Origin of the sequence: Paenibacillus sanfengchensis, assembly GCF_036864765.1 — a bacterium.
In the GTDB taxonomy this organism is placed as follows: domain Bacteria; phylum Bacillota; class Bacilli; order Paenibacillales; family Paenibacillaceae; genus Fontibacillus; species Fontibacillus sanfengchensis.
Genome location: NZ_JBAGJC010000007.1, coordinates 86,947 through 109,784, shown reverse-complemented (window position 1 = coordinate 109,784; position 22,838 = coordinate 86,947). Strand labels below are relative to the sequence as shown.

The 22,838-nt window shown below is 51.1% G+C and carries 23 protein-coding genes and 1 pseudogene; 1 reads left to right on the top strand and 23 read right to left on the bottom strand.

All coding sequences use genetic code 11. The annotated features are described in order from the left end of the window. Positions 1 to 44: 44 nt before the first annotated feature. From V4U84_RS16310 to V4U84_RS16275, 8 genes and pseudogenes are all read right to left on the bottom strand, one after another. Positions 45 to 530 carry a DinB family protein gene (locus V4U84_RS16310; RefSeq protein WP_334074455.1) on the bottom strand — a complete coding sequence of 162 codons (486 nt, stop codon included), beginning with the start codon at positions 528 to 530 and terminating at the stop codon, positions 45 to 47. A gap of 103 nt (positions 531 to 633) precedes the next feature. After that, positions 634 to 1,047: a VOC family protein gene (locus tag V4U84_RS16305; RefSeq protein WP_334074454.1), complete on the bottom strand. Its 414-nt coding sequence runs from the start codon at positions 1,045 to 1,047 to the stop codon at positions 634 to 636. 244 nt (positions 1,048 to 1,291) lie between these two features. Then, positions 1,292 to 2,014 (bottom strand): YebC/PmpR family DNA-binding transcriptional regulator, encoded by a 723-nt coding sequence (locus tag V4U84_RS16300; RefSeq protein ID WP_334074453.1) that lies wholly within the window; start codon positions 2,012 to 2,014, stop codon positions 1,292 to 1,294. Between the two features lie 52 nt (positions 2,015 to 2,066). Next, positions 2,067 to 2,675, bottom strand: a complete 609-nt coding sequence (locus V4U84_RS16295; protein ID WP_334077553.1) for a DUF4241 domain-containing protein — start codon at positions 2,673 to 2,675, stop codon at positions 2,067 to 2,069. Positions 2,676 to 2,830: 155 nt separating this feature from the next. Next, positions 2,831 to 3,721, bottom strand: coding sequence for a hypothetical protein (locus tag V4U84_RS16290; RefSeq protein ID WP_334077552.1), 891 nt, complete (start codon positions 3,719 to 3,721; stop codon positions 2,831 to 2,833). 15 nt (positions 3,722 to 3,736) lie between these two features. Further along, a complete protein-coding gene (locus V4U84_RS16285; protein WP_334074450.1) occupies positions 3,737 to 4,258 on the bottom strand; it encodes a GNAT family N-acetyltransferase in 522 nt (173 codons plus the stop codon). A gap of 4 nt (positions 4,259 to 4,262) precedes the next feature. Further along, the gene (locus V4U84_RS16280; protein WP_334077602.1) at positions 4,263 to 4,901 is read right to left on the bottom strand and encodes an HD domain-containing protein; all 639 of its coding nucleotides are present in this window, start codon (positions 4,899 to 4,901) and stop codon (positions 4,263 to 4,265) included. Positions 4,902 to 4,958: 57 nt separating this feature from the next. Then, a pseudogene (locus V4U84_RS16275) lies at positions 4,959 to 5,279 on the bottom strand (GNAT family N-acetyltransferase); the annotation flags it as partial. Positions 5,280 to 5,505: 226 nt separating this feature from the next. Here V4U84_RS16275 and V4U84_RS16270 point away from each other — a divergent pair. Next, on the top strand, positions 5,506 to 6,222 hold the full coding sequence (locus V4U84_RS16270; RefSeq protein WP_334074449.1) for a YwiC-like family protein: 717 nt from the start codon (positions 5,506 to 5,508) through the stop codon (positions 6,220 to 6,222). A gap of 73 nt (positions 6,223 to 6,295) precedes the next feature. Here the strand turns inward: V4U84_RS16270 and moaA are convergent, their stop codons facing one another. The 15 genes from moaA to V4U84_RS16195 form a co-directional block, all read right to left on the bottom strand. Next, a complete protein-coding gene (moaA, locus tag V4U84_RS16265) occupies positions 6,296 to 7,309 on the bottom strand; it encodes a GTP 3',8-cyclase MoaA (protein WP_416367257.1) in 1,014 nt (337 codons plus the stop codon). 17 nt (positions 7,310 to 7,326) lie between these two features. Further along, the gene (locus V4U84_RS16260) at positions 7,327 to 8,832 is read right to left on the bottom strand and encodes a nitrate/nitrite transporter (protein ID WP_334077551.1); all 1,506 of its coding nucleotides are present in this window, start codon (positions 8,830 to 8,832) and stop codon (positions 7,327 to 7,329) included. Positions 8,833 to 9,025: 193 nt separating this feature from the next. Further along, on the bottom strand, positions 9,026 to 9,544 hold the full coding sequence (locus V4U84_RS16255) for a hemerythrin domain-containing protein (RefSeq protein WP_334077550.1): 519 nt from the start codon (positions 9,542 to 9,544) through the stop codon (positions 9,026 to 9,028). A gap of 18 nt (positions 9,545 to 9,562) precedes the next feature. Continuing rightward, the gene (locus V4U84_RS16250) at positions 9,563 to 10,210 is read right to left on the bottom strand and encodes a response regulator transcription factor (protein ID WP_148457564.1); all 648 of its coding nucleotides are present in this window, start codon (positions 10,208 to 10,210) and stop codon (positions 9,563 to 9,565) included. Beyond that, positions 10,207 to 11,319, bottom strand: coding sequence for a sensor histidine kinase (locus tag V4U84_RS16245; protein WP_334077549.1), 1,113 nt, complete (start codon positions 11,317 to 11,319; stop codon positions 10,207 to 10,209). Before V4U84_RS16245 ends, V4U84_RS16250 begins: the two co-directional genes overlap by 4 nt. Further along, on the bottom strand, positions 11,316 to 11,777 hold the full coding sequence (locus V4U84_RS16240) for a GAF domain-containing protein (RefSeq protein ID WP_334077548.1): 462 nt from the start codon (positions 11,775 to 11,777) through the stop codon (positions 11,316 to 11,318). The genes V4U84_RS16245 and V4U84_RS16240 overlap by 4 nt, the downstream gene beginning before the upstream one ends. 26 nt (positions 11,778 to 11,803) lie before the next feature. Beyond that, on the bottom strand, positions 11,804 to 12,502 hold the full coding sequence (gene narI / locus V4U84_RS16235) for a respiratory nitrate reductase subunit gamma (protein WP_334077547.1): 699 nt from the start codon (positions 12,500 to 12,502) through the stop codon (positions 11,804 to 11,806). Further along, complete coding sequence (gene narJ / locus V4U84_RS16230; protein WP_334077546.1) at positions 12,499 to 13,059, bottom strand: nitrate reductase molybdenum cofactor assembly chaperone; 561 nt, start codon at positions 13,057 to 13,059, stop codon at positions 12,499 to 12,501. Before narJ ends, narI begins: the two co-directional genes overlap by 4 nt. Further along, positions 13,052 to 14,596: a nitrate reductase subunit beta gene (gene narH, locus V4U84_RS16225; RefSeq protein WP_334077545.1), complete on the bottom strand. Its 1,545-nt coding sequence runs from the start codon at positions 14,594 to 14,596 to the stop codon at positions 13,052 to 13,054. Before narH ends, narJ begins: the two co-directional genes overlap by 8 nt. After that, positions 14,586 to 18,260, bottom strand: coding sequence for a nitrate reductase subunit alpha (locus V4U84_RS16220; RefSeq protein WP_334077544.1), 3,675 nt, complete (start codon positions 18,258 to 18,260; stop codon positions 14,586 to 14,588). The genes narH and V4U84_RS16220 overlap by 11 nt, the downstream gene beginning before the upstream one ends. Positions 18,261 to 18,666: 406 nt before the next feature. Next, on the bottom strand, positions 18,667 to 18,966 hold the full coding sequence (locus V4U84_RS16215; protein ID WP_334074658.1) for a VanZ family protein: 300 nt from the start codon (positions 18,964 to 18,966) through the stop codon (positions 18,667 to 18,669). 46 nt (positions 18,967 to 19,012) lie between these two features. Next, complete coding sequence (locus tag V4U84_RS16210; RefSeq protein ID WP_334077543.1) at positions 19,013 to 19,939, bottom strand: hypothetical protein; 927 nt, start codon at positions 19,937 to 19,939, stop codon at positions 19,013 to 19,015. 178 nt (positions 19,940 to 20,117) lie between these two features. After that, the gene (locus tag V4U84_RS16205; protein WP_334074437.1) at positions 20,118 to 20,966 is read right to left on the bottom strand and encodes a TolB-like translocation protein; all 849 of its coding nucleotides are present in this window, start codon (positions 20,964 to 20,966) and stop codon (positions 20,118 to 20,120) included. 104 nt (positions 20,967 to 21,070) lie between these two features. Beyond that, positions 21,071 to 21,499 carry a GNAT family N-acetyltransferase gene (locus V4U84_RS16200; protein WP_334074436.1) on the bottom strand — a complete coding sequence of 143 codons (429 nt, stop codon included), beginning with the start codon at positions 21,497 to 21,499 and terminating at the stop codon, positions 21,071 to 21,073. A 280-nt stretch (positions 21,500 to 21,779) separates the two neighbouring features. Next, the gene (locus V4U84_RS16195) at positions 21,780 to 22,838 is read right to left on the bottom strand and encodes a glycoside hydrolase family 88/105 protein (protein ID WP_334077601.1); all 1,059 of its coding nucleotides are present in this window, start codon (positions 22,836 to 22,838) and stop codon (positions 21,780 to 21,782) included.

Sequence of the window (22,838 nt, the reverse complement as noted above, 5' to 3'; positions counted from 1 at the left end):
CATTCAGCATAATCGAGATTCCCGCGAGGTTCAACCGCCGATTGCTAGATTCGGCTGTCTTCCAGTTCAATCAAACGGAGAATGGTTTTGATCTTCTCGAAATGCATGCCCTCATGATACAAACAAAAGCTCAAAAACTCATCCACTCTGGATAAGCGGAGTCCTTTGGAAGTCGTATAAGGCTGTTTAACCTCCTCTTTGAGCCGCGCGGACAACGCAGCCTCAATCCGCGTCATTTGCCCGTCCAATAAATCGAGGATTTCCGCAAGCGCGAATCCATCAGCAGGTTCACTGCCTGGACGAGTCCCTGGGGCATACAGCTCGGCAAAGCCGGGCGGAAGAAGCATCTCTTCCCCAAGGAAGTGGAAGGCGAATTTCTCCTGCACAAAGTAAATATGGCCAAGGTTCCATTTGACATGGTTGCTTAAACCTTCCAGCAGAATCTCCGATTTCCGTTCATCCAGCGTACTCACGAGCTGTAGCGTATTGTTGCGCACAAAATTCAACTGCGTAAAAATATAGTTACTCATTTACGGAGTCTCCATTTCAAGATTAGTAAGTATCCTTTACCAGACAAAGTTCAGCACTTTTCGATAATTAATGACATAAATATTTAATAACATTTATATCGATTTATTGCTCTATGTTGGCCGGTTCCATATATAATACTTCCCAAAGATGCCCGTCCAAATCTTGAAAACTCCAGGAATACATAAAACCGTGGTCCTGCGGCTCGTTATATTTGGAAGCACCTGCCGCCATCGCCCGATTGACAATATCGTCCACTTGCTCCCTGCTGGTTGCGGAGAACGCCAGGATCATCTGAGCTTGAGATCGCGTGTCGGGAATTTCTTTGTTCGTGAAACCTTTAAAGTACTCTTCCGTTTGCAGCATGGCGAAAATATGCTCGCTAATGACCAGGCAAGCCGCATTCTCATTCGTAAACTGCGCATTGAATTCAAAACCGATCTCCTTATAAAAGGCCATGCTTTTATCCAGGTCCTTTACCGGCAGGTTAATAAAAACTTGATTCAACTGAAGCGCCATACGATTACCACCTTTTCCTAAATTTTTTTGAATTGGAATGATCATGAGGTCTGACCATGCTGCTCTCCTCCTCTATTCTTTTCATACAGAACAGAGGTTCGCCCTTATTCTAGCACAGAGTTCATAAATTTAGGAATTCTTAAATTGAAACAAATATGAACCTTACGGTACATGCCGTCGATATCTCAAAAAAACCGGGCCCGCCTCATGGCGAAACCCGGTTTGTTCATTACCGCTGCGAAGATTATGCTTCTTCAAACTCCACGTTGTGATATACCTGCTGCACGTCTTCCAAATCCTCCAGCGCATCGATCAGCTTCTCGAATTGAGCGACGGAGTCCTCGGGCAGCGTCAAATAGTTCTGGGCCAGCATCGTCAGCTCGGCCACCGTAAACTCCGTAATGCCGGCTTGCTTGAACGCTTCTTGCACCTCATGGAACTGATCCGGCTCGGCGTAGACAATCACGTTGTCATCTTCCTCAATGATATCGCGGACTTCCAGATCGGCCTCCATCAGCAGTTCAAACACTTCGTCGATCGATTTGTCCGCGACGCCGATCACCGCGGTGGAGTCGAACATATAGGCCACGGAACCGCTGACGCCCATGTTGCCCCCATTTTTGTTAAACGCGGCGCGCACGGCGGAAGCGGTACGATTCACGTTATTCGTCAAAGCGTCGACGATGACCATGGAACCGTTCGGTCCAAAGCCTTCGTAACGCAATTCTTCATAGATCTCCTCGGCGCTGCCTTTGGCTTTATCCAACGCCCGGTCGATGATCGCTTTAGGCACATTGTAAGTTTTTGCACGTTCCAACACGACCTTCAACGCGCGGTTGGATTCGGGATCCGGCTCGCCTTTTTTGGCCGCAACATAAATCTCTACGCCAAATTTCGCATAGATTCGGCTGGTGTTTGCATCCTTAGAAGCTTTCTTCTCTTTGATATTGTTCCACTTACGCCCCATGGGTGTACCTGCTTTCTTTATAAAATTTACGGTATCTATTATAACATCATAACTAGAATAAATTGAAGTCCGTTACAAGAGTAACCGGCTCACCGTCTTCCCCGATCCCCCAGTAGGACGCATAGTGCCCGTCACCGTAGCCGGAAGCGAACAGGATGACATTTAGTCCGTTTTCTTCCTTGACGATTAAATTTCCCCAGTTGTCGTCGTTCTCCTCAAGGATAAATTCGACCTTGTTATCATAAAAGCTGATAAACTGATCCCCGAGCTCCCGGGCCAGCCGTTCCTCCAACTGCTCCATTTCCCGAATCGCCCTAGCGTCGGCAAAACAACCAAGCCCCGCATCAACAGGGTACCCGTAAATATGCCCCGGCTCCAGGGTCGAAAGGTCCTGTCCCGCCCTGGTGGCCATCTCCCAACGTACCGGTCGTTCCTCGGTTAATCTTAACTCCGCTCCGGCGATCCTGCCTTCCTGCTTGTGCCACCAGAGAATCACCGGGTAAACGCCGGGAGAAATGCGCTTAGTAAAAGATTCGTGATGAGGTATCAGCGGATCGCAGGCGATAATCTCTCCGGAGATTACAGTAAGGCCGCCAATGGTTTCGTTAGAAATCGATGCATCGGTAACCCGTATTTGAACCTGTTCCAACAGTTTTGACATCAGATTTACCTCCTTACAGCTAAATAAGTTGAACTATTGATTTTCTGTCAGACAACGTATTTGCGGCGTGTGTAGTAAAACAATCCGTCCTTTAATTCGTCCGCTTGATTGAACATCAGCTTATTCATCAAGCGCTGCGAACGGAGATTTCCCGCTTAGTTTTGGAGTGCCTTCACCGCTTCTTGCATTTGTTCGATCCACCGGCTCCGCGCCTCATTTGGGATAGGGTCTCCCATTTTCATATACCGGACCATGAAGAGCCCTTCCCGGGTAAGCAGGCTTAGCACCAGCTCATGGTTCGTTCCTTGGCTTCCGGGCGTCCGCGTTTCGATAATCGAATGGCTTACTCCCACCTCTAGCGCCTCGCCGAAATCGAGCTCCTGATCCAAATATACTTCCGTATGCTCACGGATATCGGCAGCGTCCATGGTCTCAAAGAAATCGACCGAGAACTTTTCCGTCGTCCGGTAGCAGAAGATTTCATTCTCGGGAAAATAACCGATGAACTCGCTGTCTGAATATGTATGGTATGTGGCCGGTTTGAGACCATCCAGTTGGAAGCAGGCAAGCAGCGGTCGAATTCGTCCGAAAAACTGCGTGTTAGGCGGAACTACGGCGGCTTCTCCAGGCAGCGTTTCGCCGGACCGATCCAAATATAGAACGCTGTATGGCGTATATTTGGTAATCCAGAAACCACGCTTCTCGCGCACTACTTTGACGTAATAGCTGGTTATATTGTTTAACGATGAGGTCGGTTCGTCCCCGGGATTTTTGCAAGTATACAAGTGTTTCCGAGTATACGCGAAAACGGCTTCCTCCTCGGAGCTCTCCACTATTTCGAAATGGAGGATCTGCGAGGTGATCTGGTAGATTTGAAAATTCATTTGCAGTTGAACATGACGCGCAAAGGACATCCCCCGCTGATCCGGATGAAAGCACGCATTGAGTTTGATCTCGTCTTGCTCCATGTAGGCGTCCTCCAGGCGGCGAATAAAGCGGAGAAGCTCCTCCTCTGATGCGGGGGATTTCTTTTTGAAAAATAACATACTTCACCTTCCCGGTTAAATGCTTTTGCTTAATAAGTAGGTCAGTTTATCGCGGTTCCGCTTATTGATATATTGTTTCTCAACCGTCATTCCGATCTTCTCCGCCACGCGTCTGGAGGCATGATGGTCCACGGCCATGTTGGCGCAGATGCGGGTCATCCCCAATTGCCGGAAGCCGTAATTGAGGCAGGCGGCGGCCGCTTCGGTTCCCAGATTTTGACCCCAATATTCGGCAGCCAAAATATACCCCAGATCATTTTCCATCTGCCCGGCCAATTCGGCCTGCATAAATCCGACGTCACCGATGATCTTACCCGTTTCCCTCAGAACCATGGCCCATCGTCCGAACCCCCATGTCCGGTTCGCTTCGAAGCTCCGCTCCAGCCAAGCTTCCGCCTGTTCTCTCGTAAAAGGGGCCGGCCAGAATTTCATTGTTTCGGCGTCGCCAACAATCGCAGCCAGTTCTTCCAGGTCATCCTCCTTGTACCGCCTGATCAACAGCCTTTCCGTTTCCAATACAACCCTAGTTTCTTCCACGACTCTATTTCCTTTCTTCAGTTAGGTCCCATTCCTTGTAAAATTGAACCAGAAACTGTTCCATAAATTGATGCCGCTCTTCCGCCAGATTCCTGGCATGGTCTGTATTTAACAAATCTTTCAACTTCAGCAGCTTCTCGTAAAAGTGATAAATCGCCGATTTATCAACCGATCGGTAATCCGATCCGCTGAAGTCCTGTCCGGGCAGATGTATTGGCCGTCCCTTGGCCCCCGAATACACAAAGGTTCGGGCGATGCCGATCGCTCCGATGGCGTCCAGGCGGTCCGCATCTTGAACCACCTTCCCTTCCAGGGTATCCATCGGCGGATTCTTACCTCCGTTATACGACATGGTCGAAATGATGGACAGGACTTTTCGCTCAACGTCCTCCGTGGCTCCCTGACCGGTCAGCCACATGCGCACCTTGTTCATCCCCGCTTCTTTCGAGTCGTTCAGCTTCTCGTCCGCTATATCATGGAGCAGCGCGGCCAGCTCGCAAATGAACGGGTCAGCCCCTTCCCGTTGCGCCAGCAGCACGGCAAGCCTTCGGACACGCTCGATATGCCACCAATCATGTCCGCTCGGTTCATGTTCCAGCTCTTTTTTCACAAAGTTTTCAGCCGCCTGGATGATGTCTCCCATACCTGTAAACCTCTTTTCATAGCAAAGACTTGAAGGACACCCGATATATTCCCCATAGGGCTCAATCGGGGCAAAGCCATGCTTCTCATAGAAGCGCACCGCTTCGATCTGATCGGCCCCGGTTTCCAGCTTCATGGATGCAAACGACTCGGCGCGGGCCCGCCGCTCCAATTCGCCCAGAATCAGACCGGCAATGCCTTGATTCCGATAGGCTTCGTCGACAAAAAAGCGTTTGATTTCCACGCTCGATTCGTCCACTTTTTTAATCGCTCCGCAGCCTACCGGCTTCCCTTGAATATAGGCGACGATAAACTGTATTTCATTGACGTAAGGATCGTTGAAATCGACCGTAAACACTTCCTCCGGCGGATAGAGCATGAACAAATACTCGTCCAATCGGGCAATAAGCGCTTTTAGGTCCGCATGATGAGGCGGAACCTGGATGAGTTCCACTTGCTGCATAATCATTCACCTCTCCGGAATTCAAAATCTTCATAGATGTTTCAGACGCCAAGTGACCGCCCTCACAAGCGGGATTCATAAATTAGTTAAAATTTAATTATACACCGTTTATCCTTGATCATGAGAGTGAGGAAACCCGTATATGAAACCCAAATATATTCCGAAACAGCACGGCGCCTGGGCTATGCTGATTATACCATTTTTGCTCGGCATGTTCGCCTCGGGACCGGGATGGCTTCACGGCTTGTTGTTTATAGGTTGGCTGCTTGTGTACCTGTTCACCTTCCCGCTCCTGCAATGGATTCGTACGGGGAAAACCCGGCTTTACGGCAAACCGATGCTTCTCTTCGGCGGCTTACTCATCCCGGTAGCTGTGGCACTAATCATGCTGTATCCGACGCTGTTGTTCTGGATCCCCTGTTTTCTCCCCTTGTTTCTGGTCAACGGCTATTTTGCCCGGCGCAACCGGGAACGGGCGTTTCTGAACGATCTCGCGGCGGTGGTGCAGTTCAGCCTGATTCTGTTCATCGCGTACCAAATGGGCGGCGGGAAGGATTGGCGTTTAGCCGGGAGCCTGTTTCTGTTAAATATTCTGTATTTTACAGGAACCATTTTTTATGTCAAAACGATCATCCGCGAGAAAAACAACCCGTTGTTCTACAAGCTTTCCGTAGGTTATCATATCGCTTCCCTAGTGGTCTGCGCGGTCTGGTTCCCCGCCGCCATGCTGATTCCGTTGACCGTCCTGCTGATGCGGGCCGTATGGCTGCCGAAAACAAAAATTACCGTGAAGCGGAGCGGCATGCTGGAAATCGCCTTTTCGCTTCTGTTCACTGTCTGCACCTTGGTCATTCTGTAACTGATGGTCAATAAAAAGGTTCCTAAACGCGTACCCGCGATTTTAGGAACCTTTTTTGCAAACGACAAAACCACTACCCGCCGATATAAGACATCCCGATTTTTTTCCGGTTTCTCGCGGTAAATTCCGTCCGCTCATCGGAATAGCGGTCGGTACGCTTTTCCCATACCGCCCGTACGGCTGCCGCCAGCTCTTCGTCGCTAGCGCCCTCGCGCAGGAGCTTTCTCAGATCAAAGCCTTCGGACGCGAATAAGCAAGTGAACAGCTTGCCTTCCGACGATAATCTGGCTCTGGTGCAGGACGAGCAGAACGATTCGGAAACCGAGGTGATGAAACCGAGCTTCGCCGTACTCCCGTTATATCGGTAATACTTGGCCACTTCACCGAAATAGGAGGGCTCCACGGGTTCAAGCTCGTAAGCCTCGCCCAGCAGGCGAAGCATTTCCGCTTTCGGTGTTACCTTCTCAAAACTCCAACCGTTGTCATTACCGACATCCATATATTCGATCAGGCGCAGCGTGATGTTGCGATCTTTAAAATACTCGGCCATCGGGATGATTTCCCCGTCGTTCATCCCTTTCTGAACGACCATGTTTACCTTGATCTCGTAGCCTAACTTGCCGGCGAAATCAATATTCTCAAGAATCCGTTCGGGACGAATGCCTCTTCCGTTCATCGTGCCGAAGATACCCGGGTCCAGCGCGTCCAGGCTGATATTCAACCGCCGCAGCCCCGCTTCGTACAGCTCCTCGCCATATTGATGAAGGAGCAGGCCGTTGGTCGTCATCGCGATATCCTCGACGCCGCCGATGCCGCTAAGCTGCCTGATCAGCCCGCCAAGGCCGCGGCGGAGCAAAGGTTCCCCGCCGGTCAAGCGGATCTTTTTGACCCCGAAGGTCACGAAAAGTCTCACCAGCCGTTCGATTTCCTCAAACGAGAGCAGCTCGCTCTTCGGCAGAAACGGGTAATCATCCCCATATTTCTCGATGGGCATACAGTAGGTACAGCGGAAATTGCAGCGATCCGTCACGGAAATCCGCAAGTCGCGCAGGGGTCTATGAAGTTGATCTTGCAACGGGGTTTCCATGATCCGCCATCCTCCAATCAGCCGCTCTTCCTCCGGCTTTCCGCAAGTTCCGAAAAAGTTCCCACATAACGGATATCTTCTCCGGTCTCATCTTTTATAGCACTTATGTTCAACCATTGTAAATAGACTTCGCCGTTTTTCCGGCGATTCCAGATTTCTCCCTGCCACATGCCGGTTTGCTTGATGCTCTTCCACATCTTTTGATAAAAATCTGCCGGCTGCCGGTCCGTTCTGAGGATATTCGGCTTCTTCCCGATCGCTTCCTCTTCCTCAAAACCCGTCAGTTCGGTAAATGCCGGATTGACTGCGGTGATAATGCCCTTCGCGTCGGTGACCAAAATCCCTTGATGGGTCTTTTTGAACACTTCCGAGGATAGACTCAACTTGTTTTGATATACCATCCAAATAACCAGAATCAGACTCGCCAACGCAATTTGGGACAACAGCATAAATCCGATGGAATATTGACCGGTCATGGAATGAATCGCCGACAACAGCAGCGGCGGGAAAAATCCGCCCAGTCCCCCCATCATCGAAACGATCCCGTTGACGATCCCGGCCTGTTTGTTGAAATATTGCGGAACGAGTTTAAAAATAACCCCGTTCCCGATGCCCGCGCTGACCGCAATGGCCAGAGAGCCGAACGTATAAAGCGCGATGGTCGGCGAGAAGGCCAGAATGATCGCGGCCCCCATAAAGGCGGCGAATACGCCGATCAGCAAATAGAGCGCGTTGAAACGGTCCGCCAGCCATCCGCCGACGGGACGCATAAATGTGGCGAGCGCGATAAAACCGGCGGTACGCATGCCGGCGTCCACCTTGGCCAGATCAAAATTCGTCACCAGGAAGTTCGGCAAATAAACCGTAAAGGCCACGAAAGACCCGAAGGTGATAAAATACAGCAAGGAGAAGAGCCAGAGCTTTTCGTTCTTGTAAACGCCTTTGATTTGCACGGCCAGCGACGTTTTTACTTTCGGTTCCTTCCGGTCGCCGAGCAGAAAGTTCAGCGCCGCAAAGACGAGCAGCAGCACCAGATAAAATTTAACGGTCATCGACCAGCCGAAGCGGTCGGCGACCAGCGGTGCGGCGAACGTGCTGACCGCGGTCCCCATGTTGCCCAACCCGTATATCCCGTTGACCAGCCCGTGCCGTTCTTTCGGGTAATATTTGGGCAGAGAGGTCACCCCTACCGAGAAGACGGAGCCGCCGATCCCAAGGAACAGCCCTCCAATAATCAGCGCCGAATAGGAGGACGCCTCGCTGATGAAATACACCGGAACCAGCAGCAGAATAAAGCTGATCAAGAAGACGATCCGGGCCCCGAAAATGTTGGTGTAATACCCGACCGGAATGCGCAGAACGGACCCCAAAACAACAGGGATCGCCGTAATGATCGCGACTTTCTCCGCCGGAATCGCAATATCCTCCCTCATATAAGGAAGCAGCGAAGAAATAATGACCCAGACCGCAAAACCTACAATCAGATTTAAGGTTTGCAGCGGCAATTGAGCTTTTTTAATCATACCGTATCACCTTTCCCATGAACTAAAATGAAGCCGAATGAATTTCCCCTGCACGTATTGTAGCGCAGAAAAAACGGCCCCCTTAATAGGGAAATCCCCTAATCGGGACGGTAAAAGCCCTATGCGCAAGGTTTTGACACACAAAAGCCCAAAATCATCAAGGGATGATCTTGGGCTTGTATAAGGGAAAGGTCTAGTCGACAATTAGCGTATGAAGTTCCTCGTACAATTTATTCCGGTCGGGCTTCGACAAAGTCTGGGCTGCCAAGGAAAAAAGCACGGTTTCTTCTTTGACAAAATGAATCGTTAAGATTTCAAAGGCTTCACAAGCATCCCGGGAGATCGTACTCATTTCCAGAGGCGTATAATCTCCTTCCGAATGATGCAGGAAATGATCGATGTATGCGAATACTTCCTCGTGCTCTTGCTCAATAGACATAATGGGACCTTGTTCATAACCGATATATTGGCCCAACAACGGAAAGAAAATGGCCTCTTCCTTCTCCATATGTTTCTTTAAAGGAATTTTGAACTCCGACAGGAGCATGCGCAGCCGGGCCATCTCTTCTTTTGCCTGCGCAGAAGTATATACACAGTTTTGCAGATTCCGGGCGATGCTATGCCACTGTTCCATCAGATATGACAAATAGCGGTGTTCGTTTTCAAGAACCCGCATGGCGGGCAATTCACTCAACAAAGTCGATTGGGTCATGGGTGCCTACCTCTTTCGTCAAAAATCAAGCAATTTCTTCTTCAAAGCGTATTCCACGAGTTCCGGCCTTGTTTTCAAATTCAATTTGTCCATCAGTTTGGCTTTGTGAGCCTCCACGGTTTTTACGGAAATATGGAGCATCTCGGCGATTTCTTTGTTCCCGTACCCTTTCGCGACCAGCGGGAGTATTTCGATTTCCCGCGTGGACAGCACCTGGTAGGGATTACTCTCATCCACGCCGTGATCCTTGTTAATGAATTCCCGAACCAGCGAGGTGGCGAGCTTGGGATGGATATACGTTCCGCCTTGGTGCACCATTCGGATCGCCGTAACGAGCTGCTCATCCGGCGAGTTCTTGAGCACATACCCCCTGGCTCCGTTCTTGAGCACATGAAATAAATACTCCTCATCATCGTACATGGTCAGGATGAGGATTTTCGTATCCGGAAAATCTTCGTTGATTTTGCCGGTCGCGATCAAGCCGCTCTCGCCGGGGGGCATGCTGAGGTCCATCAGCAGGATATCCGGCCGGTGCTTGGCGACCATCTGATAGGCCTCAATTCCGTCCGCCGCCGTAGCGACAACTTCCATGTCTTCCTGGAAATTGATGATCATTTCAAACCCGCTTCTGACAACCGCGTGGTCATCCGCGATGACAATCCTCATTCCTCATCCCCCCGTCGATAACTTTCACCGGAACCTCCGGTAGGCTGGTCCGAAGCGGCCTTTCCCATAGGAATCCGCAAATGTACGGCGGTGCCTTTACCGGGCTCGGAAGTGATCGTTAATTCCCCATTCACCAGCTCGGTCCGCTCTTTCATCCCGTACAAGCCGAGCCCGGTCCCCTTCGGATCACGGGAATTCACGTCAAATCCGCTGCCTTCGTCCCTAACGATCAATTCGAGGCTGTCTTCCCGCTCAAAGAGCCGTACGGCGATCTCGTCCACATCCGCATATTTCAGCGCGTTCAGTACGGATTCCTGGCAGATGCGGTAAACGACCGTTTCAATTTCGCTGTTAAACCGGGTTCCGTTCAATTCCGCCGTAAAACGGACCAGAACGCCGTAATTTTTCTCGATCCATTTGAAATGGGAGCGGAATGCCGCCTCCAGCCCCAAATCGTCCAGGGACGCGGGTCGGAGCTCGACGGACAGGTTGCGGATTTGATCCAGCAGACGAGTCAAGGAAGCCTCCGTTTGCTGGATCTTTTGCAAGGCTTCATCCTGCACGTTCAAGTATTTGAGAACCCGAAGATCCACCAGGGAACTGATCAGTTCTTGAGCTACGCTGTCGTGAAGTTCGCGGGAAATCCGCTTACGCTCATCCTCCTGGGCTTTGATAATGCTCTTCGTCATCGTATTCCGGTTCAGGCTGGCTTGCGTCATCAGAGGGTTGGTCAAATCCCGGAGCATCAGCACCCGGATCCCCGTGTCCTCGTCGATAGGGAAAAAGCTGGCCGAGAACGGGAGCAGCCCCCGCTCCTTCGTTTCCAAAAAAACCTGAAAGGATGTAAAGTCATTCGACGGACTGGACAAGTAGCAGTTGAGGCAGGACATCAGTTCCTCCTCGCTCGTATAACCGCGGCAGGAAAAACAGAAGTCGTTGTTGCCGCCAGATGACAAACGGTTCATCATTCGGGGATTAAACATGCGCTCGGCGGCCGGGTTCATGGCTAAAATACGGTTCCCGGCATCGAAGAACAGCACGGCTTCCGGGCTGTTTCGGTACATTTTACCTAAAAGTTCGGATGATAATTCCGTGGTCTGCCGAATCATAGTACGGACATCTCCTTGACTTCAAAATCACCAAACCGACCCTGCAGCTGCATATTCAACAGTTGTAAGCCCTCTCTTGTAAACCGATTGCTCTCCCGGTAGCCTGCCAGAAGAATGCCCTCAACACGCTCAAGCCGGTATAAGGGAATAGCGGCAAGGCTGCTCAGCCGCTCGGAGATGACGATCGGATAGTTAAACAAGTCCCCGGGATTCAGCTCTTCCGCTACGTTTTGCACCAGCATCGGCTTACCCGTTTTATATACGATTCCGGCGATACCTTTACCTGACTGAAGCACAATCCGTTTATACCGGTTGTTCAAATTCCCGGAGGCAAACTGCCATGTGATCACGAAGCCATTCGCCTCAGATTGCGCAAAAGCAAGCGAAACGAAATCATAACCCATCTTTTTTCTTAATTGATCGATGATCGTTTGGTATTGACCGGAGGTTTGATGCATATCTCTATCTCCCTAACATTATTCCTTTAGCGGCGTACGTCTTGCTGACGATGCTTCCTATAAAGGATATAGCTTCTACGGACATAATTCAAGGGTACGCTCCAGACGTGAACCAGACGGCTGAACGGCCAGAACGCGAAAATCAGGAATCCGGCCACCACATGCAATTTGAACGAGAACGGAACATCGACCATAAGCGCGGCGTCCGGTTGAAACAGGAACAGATTGCGGAACCAGACGGAGATTGTCTCCCGGTAATCGAACTCGGGCTGCACGTTCGTCGTCACTAAAGTGGAGAAAACGCCCATAAAAACGATGAACAGCAGCACGACGTTGACAATCAGATCCGAGGTGGTACTTAGTTGACGGATTGTACGTTTGGTTAGCCGTCGGGCGGTCAGGAGCAGCATCCCCACCAAAGTGATGACTCCAAATAATCCGCCAATGTAAACCGCTCCGATATGATACAAATGTTCGTTAACGCCCAGCGACTCCATCCATTCTTTGGGGATCCCCAGACCGGCGATATGCCCCATAATGACGGGGAGGATACCGATGTGAAATAAAAGGCTGCCGACCATCAGTTGCTTTTTCTCGATAAATTCGCTCGACTTGGCCGTCCAGTTAAACTGATCATAACGGTACCTGAAAATATGACCCAGCACAAAAACCGCGACGCTTAGATAAGGAAAGATGACCCAGATAAAGTGATCCAGCCAGCTCATGATTCCAGCGCCTCCTTCCGCAAACAGCATTTGAACGTTTCCCTTAACGCTTTGACCAGGTAAAAATAAGGACTCTCGATCTTCTCCAGCGCGGTCATCAAGGAATACGTTCCGTCTTCCACAATCCCGATCAACGTTTTGACGCCGATCTCGGCTTTCTCATGGCCCACCCATTCTGCGGCATAGAGGAATTCGCACATCAAGGGCAAATAATCGGGAAGCTCACTGTCCGCGATTTCCAGACCGAACATCTCATAGATCGCCTTCAGCGCGGTCATCATATTCCCCCGTTCGCGGGAGTCTTCATACTTATAAAAAGTCATATAGAGCGTCGTCGTTTTTTGAAAATCGAACGTTTGTACGTACCTCTCTTCGATTTCCTCCATACTGAGCTGCTCCATTTTCTCACGGTATGTCTTCAGCAATTGAGCGATGGCTGGGGGAACGTCCCCATCCATCGTCAGATTTTGCATACTTTGTTTCTCGGGATAAGCCAACTGCCGGGCAAAATAGCCGAAGGCTTCTTTATAGTCGTTTAACTTGACCAGATCAATCACGCCAGATCCCCCCGTAGAAGTTCTCCTCATACAGCTCCTTGCCGCTCTTGGCTTCCGCCCGTGGCGATGCCGGTCCGCATCCGTCGCAGTTCATGCCGCCGAACCCCTCCATCCCTTGAGCACGGTAAGGATCCATATATCTTTCTTTATGCGATGTCGGAATAACGAAGCGGTCTTCGTACTTGGCGATGGCAAGCAGCCGGTACATCTCCTCGATTTGCCGGGCGGTCAAGCCGACGCGGGCCAACCGGCTCTCTTCCAAAGGCTGTTTCGAGAATTCCGCCCGTTTATAGGAACGCATCATCGCCATCCGCTGCAATGCTTCCTTGACAGCTTGGGTATCCCCGGCCGTAAGCATGTTGGCCAAGTACTGAATCGGCGTTCTCATTTCCTCGATCGCCGGGAAAATCATGTCCGGGTTCTGGATCGAATCTTTGCCTTCAAAATGGCTCATGATCGGGCTAAGCGGCGGTACGTACCACACCATCGGCAAGGTACGGTATTCCGGGTGCAGCGGGAACGCCAGCTTGTATTCGATCGCCAATTTGTAGACCGGCGAGTTTTGCGCCGCTTCGATCCACTCCTCGGCGAGCCCGTCTTTCCGGGCCTGCTCGATCACTTTCGGATCGTGCGGGTCCAGGAACAAATCGCACTGCGCCCGGTACAGATCCTTCTCGTCCGGCATGGACGCCGCATCCTGTACACGGTCGGCGTCATACAGCAGGACGCCGAGGTAGCGGATGCGCCCGGTGCAAGTTTCCGAGCATACCGTTGGCAATCCGGCTTCGATCCGCGGGAAGCAGAAGGTGCATTTTTCCGCCTTATTGGTCTTCCAGTTGAAATATACTTTTTTGTACGGACATCCCGTCATGCAGTAGCGCCAGCCCCGGCAGGCTTCCTGGTCCACAAGCACGATGCCGTCCTCATCCCGTTTGTACATAGCGCCCGACGGGCACGAGGCGACACAGCTTGGATTCAAACAGTGTTCGCAAAGACGCGGCAGGTACATCATGAACGATTGCTCGAAGTTGAACTTGATCTCTTCTTCGATCTTTTCAATATTAGGATCCTTCGGTCCGGTAATATGGCCGCCAGCAAGATCATCCTCCCAGTTGGGCCCCCAGTCGAGCTCCATCGTCTCCCCGCTCACCGCGGATTTCGGGCGGGCTACTGGCTGATGCTTCTTCTCGCCGGAGTTCGTCAATTTGGCATAGTCATAGGTCCAGGGCTCGTAATAATCCTTCATTTCCGGCATGTCGGGATTGTAAAAGATTTTCCCCAGCGCGATTTTGGACAATTTGCTGCCGGATTTCAGCTCCAGCTTGCCTTTGCGCAGGGTCCATCCACCCTTGTAATGTTCCTGGTCTTCCCAACGCTTCGGATAGCCGATGCCCGGCTTGGTCTCTACGTTGTTGAACCACATGTATTCCGCACCTTCCCGATTCGTCCAGGTGCTTTTGCAGGTGACGCTGCAGGTATGGCAGCCGATACATTTGTCCAGGTTCATTACCATGGCGATTTGCGCTTTAATCTTCAAGCCAGTCGACCTCCTTCATTTTGCGAACGGCTACGTATACGTCCCGCTGGTTACCGATCGGTCCGTAGTAGTTGAAGCCGTAACTGAGCTGCGCGTAGCCGCCGACCAGCTGTGTCGGCTTGAGATGAATCCGCGTCGGCGCATTGTGGCTGCCGCCCCGCTCTTTGGTGATGGAAGAGCCCGGAACGTTAATATGCTTATCCTGGGCATGATACATGAACATCGTGCCTTTCGGCATTCTGTGGCTCACCACGGCTCTGGCCGTCACGACGCCGTTGCGGTTGTATACTTCCAGCCAATCGTTATCGTTGATCTGATGCGCTTCCGCGTCCTCCCGGCTGATCCAGACGGTCGGTCCGCCGCGGAACAAGGTCAACATGTGCTGGTTATCCTGATAGGTACTGTGAATGTTCCATTTGCCGTGCGGCGTCAAATATCTCAGCACCAGCGTATCCTTGCCGCCGGTTACCTGTTGGTCGCGAGGGCCGAACACCATCGGCGGCAGCGTCGGTTTATAAACCGGCAGCGATTCGCCATACTGCATAAAGATCTCGTGGTCCAGATAAAAATGCTGGCGTCCCGTCAGCGTGCGGAACGGTACCAGACGCTCGATATTTGTCGTGAACGGCGAGTAACGTTTGCCCGATTTGTTGGAGCCGCTGAACACCGGCGTCGGAATGACTTCCCGCGGCTGCGCGGTGATGCTGGCGAACGTGATTTTCTCGGCCGCCCGGTCCGCGGAAATATCTTTGAGTTCCACGCCCGTATCCTGCTCGGCGGCCTCCCAGGCCCGCTGCGAGACCCGGCCGTTCGTCGCGGACGAAATATGCAGTACCGCGTTCGCTGCGTGCCGGGCCGTGTGCAGCTTCGGCCGGCCGTTTTTGATCGTATCGTCAAAATACGCGCCATTGATCTTCTTCAATTCCTCATACTCTTCCTTCACGGAGAAGGAAACGCCATGCGCTCCGACTTTGCCGTTCTCCAGGTTCGGTCCGAGGGTGACGTATTTGTTGTATATTTGCGTGTAATCGCGCTCAACCACCGTGAAGCCGGGCATCGTTTTGCCGAGAACCGGTTCGACCTCGCCCTTCTTCCAATCCTTCACCAAGCCGTACGGCTGGGAGATTTCGGCCGCGGAATCATGACCGAGCGGGGAAGAGACGACATCCTTGTAAACCCCCGGCAAATGCGTCTTGGCCATCTCCGAGAACGTATAGGCCAGCGACCGGTAAATGTCCCAGTCGGATCTCGATTCCCACAGCGGGTCGATAGCCGGGTTGAACGGATGTACGAACGGATGCATATCCGTGGACGAAATATCGACCTTCTCGTACCAGGTGGCCGCCGGGAGTACGACGTCCGCGTACATCGGGGTCGCGGTCATCCGGAAGTCGAGAGCGACGAGCAGATCCAGCTTGCCTTCCACTTCGTCCCGCCAGACGATTTCCTGCGGTTTCTCCTCCTCGTTCGGCGTGGACAACAGCCCGTTGCTCGTGCCGAGCAGATGCTTCATGAAGAACTCCTGCCCTTTCGCGGAACTGGAGATCAGGTTCGAGCGCCATACGAACAGGGTCCGCGGGAAGTTCTCCGGCGCATCCGGATCCTCGACGGCGAACTTCGTTTCGCCGGAGACGACCTGCTCGTAGGCATGCCGGATAATGTCGGCGTTGTCCGTGAGCCCTTTGGCCGCGGCCTCTTCCGCAAAGGCCAGGCTGCTCTTGTTGAACTGCGGATAAGACGGCAGCCAGCCGAGCCTTGCGGCCAGTACGTTGTAATCCGCAGGATGCGTGTAATCGATCGGCCCGCCGGTCGGTGATTTCAGCGACGCATTGCTCATCTCTTCGTATTTCCACTGATCCGTGGCGAAATAGAAGAACGATGTCGCGTTCTGCAGCCGCGGCGGCGCCTGCCAGTCCCGGGCGAACGCGATCGAGGACCAGCCTTCGATCGGGCGGCATTTCTCCTGGCCGACATAATGGGCCCAGCCGCCCCCGTTGACCCCTTGGGACGCGGTCAAAATGACCAGGTTCAAAATCGACCGGTAAATCGTGTCGCTATTGAACCAGTGGTTGATGCCGGCGCCCATGATGATCATCGATCTGCCGCCGGTGTCCACGGCGTTCTGGGCGAACTCGCGGGCGATTTGCACCACCAGCGAAGCCTTCACGCCCGTCACATTCTCCTGCCAGGCGGGTGTGTAATGGGAAGCGGCATCGTCATATCCAGCCGCAGCCAGTTTGCTGCCGGTCCGCTGCACGCCATATTGGCTGAGCATCAGGTCGTATACCGTGGCAACCAGACGGGTGGAGCCATCGGCGAGAGTCACTTTTTTCACCGGAATCGTCCGGTTAAACGTCCCGTTGCCGGCGTGATCAAAGAACGGGAAGACGATTTCCGTCCATTCCGCCCCATGCGGCTCCACGGACAAGGCCGGTTCGATCTTCGTGCCGTCCTCGCGCTCCAGGATCAGATTCCATTTCACTTCTTTTTCCCAGCGTTGGCCCATCGTTCCGTTCGGCACCAGAATCTCGTTAGCCGCTTCGTCCAGGATGACGGGCTTCCACTCCGCATGCTCCGAGGTATCGCCAAGATCGCTCGCCCGCAGGAAGCGTCCCGCTTTATGTTTGTCTTCGTGCGGCTCCAACATAATCAGGAACGGCATATCGGTGTACTGCTTAGCATAGTTCAGGAACATCGGTTCCTGGCGCTTCACGTAGAATTCGTCCAGGATGACATGCGTCATCGCTTGCGCCAACGCGGCATCCGTCCCCGGATGCGGAGCGAGCCAGTTGTCGGCGAATTTCACGTTCTCCGCATGGTCCGGCGCGACGGACACGACCTTCGTCCCTTTATAACGGACTTCCGTCATGAAGTGCGCATCCGGCGTCCGCGTTAAGGGGACATTCGAGCCCCACATCATCAGGTAGCCGGAGTTGTACCAATCCGACGATTCCGGCACATCGGTTTGCTCGCCCCAAATTTGCGGAGAGGCCGGCGGCAGGTCCGCATACCAGTCATAGAAGCTAAGCATTTCACCGCCCAGCAAAGAAATGAACCGCGCCCCCGAAGCATAGCTGATCATCGACATGGCCGGAATTGGGGTAAAGCCGGCGATGCGGTCGGGACCGTATTTTTTGATGGTATAAATCAATTGCGCGGAGATCATCTCAGAGGCCAAATCCCAGGTTACGCGGACATGGCCGCCCTTTCCGCGGGCTTGTTTGTATGATTTCGATGTTTCCGGATTTTCCACGATGCTGGCCCAGGCTTTCACCGGGTCCTGATGCTTGGCTAAAGCTTCCGTCCACAAACGCAGCAGACGGCCGCGCATATAAGGGTATTTCACGCGGAGCGGGCTGTACTCGTACCAGGAGAACGAAGCGCCGCGCGGGCATCCGCGGGGTTCAAATTCCGGCATATCGGGACCGCAGGACGGATAGTCGATCTGTTGGTTTTCCCACGTGATGATCCCGTTCTTCACAAAGACCTTCCAGCTGCAGGATCCGGTACAGTTCACGCCGTGCGTGGTACGAACGACTTTGTCATGCGACCAGCGGCCGCGGTACATGTTCTCCCATTCCCGGCTTTTTTCCTCAAGAATCGACCAGTTTCCCGAATAGCTTTCCGTCGGTTTAAAAAATCTCAAGCCTGTTCTTCTCTTCATGTGAAGTGATCACTCCTTCGTCCAGAATGAATCATTTGGAGGGGAATCCATCAGCGTTCATTCTTCTAATCCCATTATGAAAGGGCTGCGCTTTACTTCACATAAGGGAAATCCCTGATGATCCGGGTAAAAACCCTGTTCACAAAAACGACGCAAAAAAACCTCGAAAAGAGTGATCTTTGTCGAGGCTTTTTGACCTGTTGTGTATAGGGAATTTACCGGGTCCGTTATAATCACGCTCTCTAATATCTTTCAGTAGTTGCTTTAAATCCATCTCATCCTCCTATACCATCGGCAAAAGACCGCCCGGCAGCCGCTTATCCCGGGTCCAAGCCTCCACCGTTTCATTGAAGAGCGTGGGTTTCTAGCGGCGCCCCCTGTTATCCAACTTCTCTGTAAAACAACCCTATTCCGAACACCCCTTGGATTTGGGGTAAGTACGGTATAAACCATAGCCAAGCAGGAAGCCGACTGTGTTCAATATAAAATCATCGATATCCCAGCTTCCCCTTCTGGTCAGCAACTGCAAGGATTCGAGAACGAAGATGCCACCCAAAAATACAATCCATGATTTGAGCAGTTTCCCGCCTTTCAGGAGGAGGGGAAGCAGCAAGCCGTAGGGTACAAAAACCCCGATATTTCCAACCAAGTTTATCATCCAGATTTTAGGAGTAGAATCATCTGTATGTAGAAGGGCTGAGTTCATTATTCTGTCGTTCATTGTATTCTGTCGTTCATTGTATAAAGAAAAATTAATTAACTGAAAGCAGAGTCGGACCCAATTTATCCATATTTGATAACTCATTCTCAGTAATACTGCTAACGGTTGTTATACTATTATCATTTAAAGTATATCTATATAATTTTAAAGCAGGATTATCTGGGAAGTCGGCTATATAATCAAAACATTTTCCATCTTTATACCACATAATACGATAAACCCCTAAATAATCTTCTCGTATTGGAGGATAAGAAAATGTATTTTTTTCGACATCATAAATAGCCAATTTACTTGTAGAGGTATCTCCATATCTAAAAGCAATTTTCTTTCCATCTGGCGACCAATTATTCGCACTGATACTTTCAACTGTTCCTTTGTTATTAGACTTCAACAAATCATTTAATATAAAATATTTTCCACTAGAAAGGTTAAGAAGCATCAACTTATTACCATAGCCATACTTTAGAGCAACAGCAACATACTGCTTTGTTGAAGATAAAGATAACGAAAAAATATCATCAGGTTTTGGATCTATTTTGATCTTGAAATTTTTATCCTTATTAATAAAATTTAACGTACTGATACTGTCCTTTTTCTTATTTGCTATAAATGTAACCTTATTTTCTTTCCAAGTAATTTTATTAGAGGTAACTTCTTTTACCGCCTCTTTGTCTGGTGAATAATAAAGTGATAAATCTACCTTTGTTTCATTTTGATTCGTTTTTGGCTTTGTATTAATCGTCTCATTAGGAATAGGTTGGATAACATCTTTATAGGATTTCGCCTTTGCAGTGAGATCCTTTTGTTGACCTTTGTCATCTTTGTATATAGCTTTGATATTCCCATTATCATCATTAAACATCACCCCGTTAACGGATATACGATTAGCAGCGTCAGCAAACGCCCAGGATTGAAAAGTAAGTACGAAGAAAAATACAAAAACAATAACCTTTTTCAAGACAAATCACTCCATTTTCAATAAATGAATTTTTCGCTTCACAATGCGAATTACTGGCGGTGGCCGTCAGGCTTCAAATTAAACAAATACTCGGATTGGGGAACTCTCCCGAATCCGAGCAGCATCCAGTAGCTGATAAGCAACGTGTAGCCCAATAGGACAAGGAGACCGATTTTTCTCATGGGGCGCTTGGTCTGTACCTATTGTATTGCGCAAGTTCTTCTCGTTTTACGTCCGCAACCTCTTCAACCGTTCCGCCACTTACGGAATAGCGATGCAATTTAAATTGGTCCGAAGGCTGTTCACTGATGACGTCGATCACTTCACCGTCAGTACTCCACAAAATATAAGCTGTCGTAATATAAGGGGCATCTTTCGCCAAATTCAGTGCGGTTTCTTTTTCAAAATCGTATGCCGCAATGCTGCTGGAACTTGTATCGCCGTAGGCGTAGGCCAAAATGCTTCCATCCGGCGACCAGTTGTAGGCGTGGATCGTTTCAACACCCTCTTTTTTACCGGAGGCTAGTTGGTTGAGATGGACTTGGCTTCCGTTCTCCAGATTGATGACGAGGACCTCATGGCCAACATTGTTCTGAAAGAGATCTACCGCCAAAAACTTACCGTTTGCGGATAAAGCCATGGCTTCGACCGAGCTTGGTTCACGCTCCGGCTTAAGCGAATAAGTCTTTCGGTTAGCTTCCACGTTCAGTTCCTTGACTTCATCCGGAGTGTTTTCGATGACCAATTTGACAGTACCCGCTGTCCAAACGACCTTGCCCTCCTGCGTCTCCTGCTGGATTTTCAAATCGGGTGCATCATATTCCGCAGCATTCTCTCCGACCTTTTCCGGGACGGCGTCGCTTTTCTCGGCCTGATTGTTCTCTGGCTCTGGAGACAGCGGTTTTTCCTGCTGCTGGCCGACCGCATCTTCTGTTCCGGGGGCGCCCGCTTGCCCTTCATGACCTCCGCATCCGATCAGGGCCAGAAGCAAGAGCGAAGCGCTAAGCAGTCCTACTGCTCGATTCATTGAAGTAAATCCTCCTCTGCGTCAATTCATCATATAAATTACCCAATAGTATTAACGTATTACGAAATGGCTTTGTTCCATTAAAAGTAAAAACTTTTCGGAAACTATTTGATTTCCCCTTCACGAATCACGCCGAACATGCCGGTCATCCCTTGATGGTTTTGGAACCCGTACTTTCTGTAAAATGTTTCTTTACCTTCAGCCGAAAACAGCCCGACAAATGATTTTTCCGGCGCGTTCTTCTCCAAATACCCGGTAATGGCTCCCATAATCAGACGGCCGACCCCCTGGCTTTGATGTTCCGGGATCACCGCGATGTCCTGAATGTAAAAATAAACGCATCCGTCTCCGACAATCCTTCCCATACCGACAATTTCATTCTGGTGTTGGACGACAACACCGAATAACGAGTTCTTTAACGAGCCATCCGCGGCCTCGAAATTCATAACATCGGCCCACCCTACCGCGGAACAAATCGCTTTATACTCCGCTAACGTAGGGGTTCTTCTAATCACCCGGTACTCTTTTTTCATCGTCCATCCCTCACAGACCGGAAATAAATCGCCAATATTACTATTAAATCCCATAATGGTCAGCACCATGTCAGGTTTAATCCAACGCTAGTTATGTAATACCATAATGTGGTTTTGAGTTTTGAAGAAAAACCGCCCTCACGGGCGGTTGCATGTTTCGACATCCATTTGTGGTCGTCATTTCATCTGCTTATACAAGTATAGCATCTCTCAAACGATATAGAGGGTAGTAAACAAGTATAAACTAATATTGACCAGCCAGTTCAGAGAGCGGCGGAATTCAAGACTGTACATGGAGATCTTGCAGCGCGGCAAGCAGCATCAGTACCAGCCCTTGCCCGTATAACGCAGGAAAAACTGGAACCCGATTGTAATCCTCGACCGAAGCCAGCACGGGGGTTCCTCCCGATACTCCCGACACGCTTCCGTTCGCGCGGATTTGTGCCCGGACACCTGCCGCCCCGTTCAGTGCGCTTTCCCGGTACGAATCGTCCAGCAGTCCTTCCCGAATGCCATGGATCATTCCGCAGGCGATTCCGGCGCTTCCCGATGTTTCGGGAACGTAATCCGGGCGGTCAAGCACGGTCGGCCACAGCCCGTCGTCGCGTTGAACCGCGCGTATGGCGTTCATCATCGCCCGGTAACGGGTTCCAATTTCCCCGGGAACATCGCACAAGCCATGGACCTCGCGGTAAATCAGCGGCGTTCCCAGCGCCACCCAGGCGTTGGCCCGGGTCCACCTCGCGGCCGACATGTGAGAATTTAAAGCGCAGTTATACCCGTGGAAAAGCATGTTTGTTTCGGCATCCTGCAGCAAGCGGTAATGAACCGAAAGCTGCTCGACGGCTTCCTGCGCATATTTTTTATCCTGAAGCAAGCCGGCTAATCTCGCCAGGAACACGACCGCCATAAATACGGTGTCGGCCCATACCTGCTCGCGGAACTCGTCTCCTTCGGTCACTGTATGCTCGAACGCGCCTTCCTTCGTTCGCGGAGCGCTTTCGATAAGCCAATGGCCGACTTCCATGGCCGTACGCCTGTAAGATTCATCGGCGGTGATGCGATATAAGTCCGGGTAGACCGCAAACGGCGCCACTGAATTGATCACCATGCTTTCGCCAAGGAACGGACGCTCATTTTGTCTGGTCCAGGAGAGGATATCGTGCAGAACCTCACGGTGATCCGTCTCCTTAAAATATTCCATCGCCGTAATGATCGCCACGCCGGGATTCCAGTCCCAACGGTGGACATTCATGGCCCAGTCCCGCCATGGGTGGTCCCCCCATTCTTCTTCCGGACTATGCATCATGTAGCGGTATACCGGCTCGATTGAGGTCAC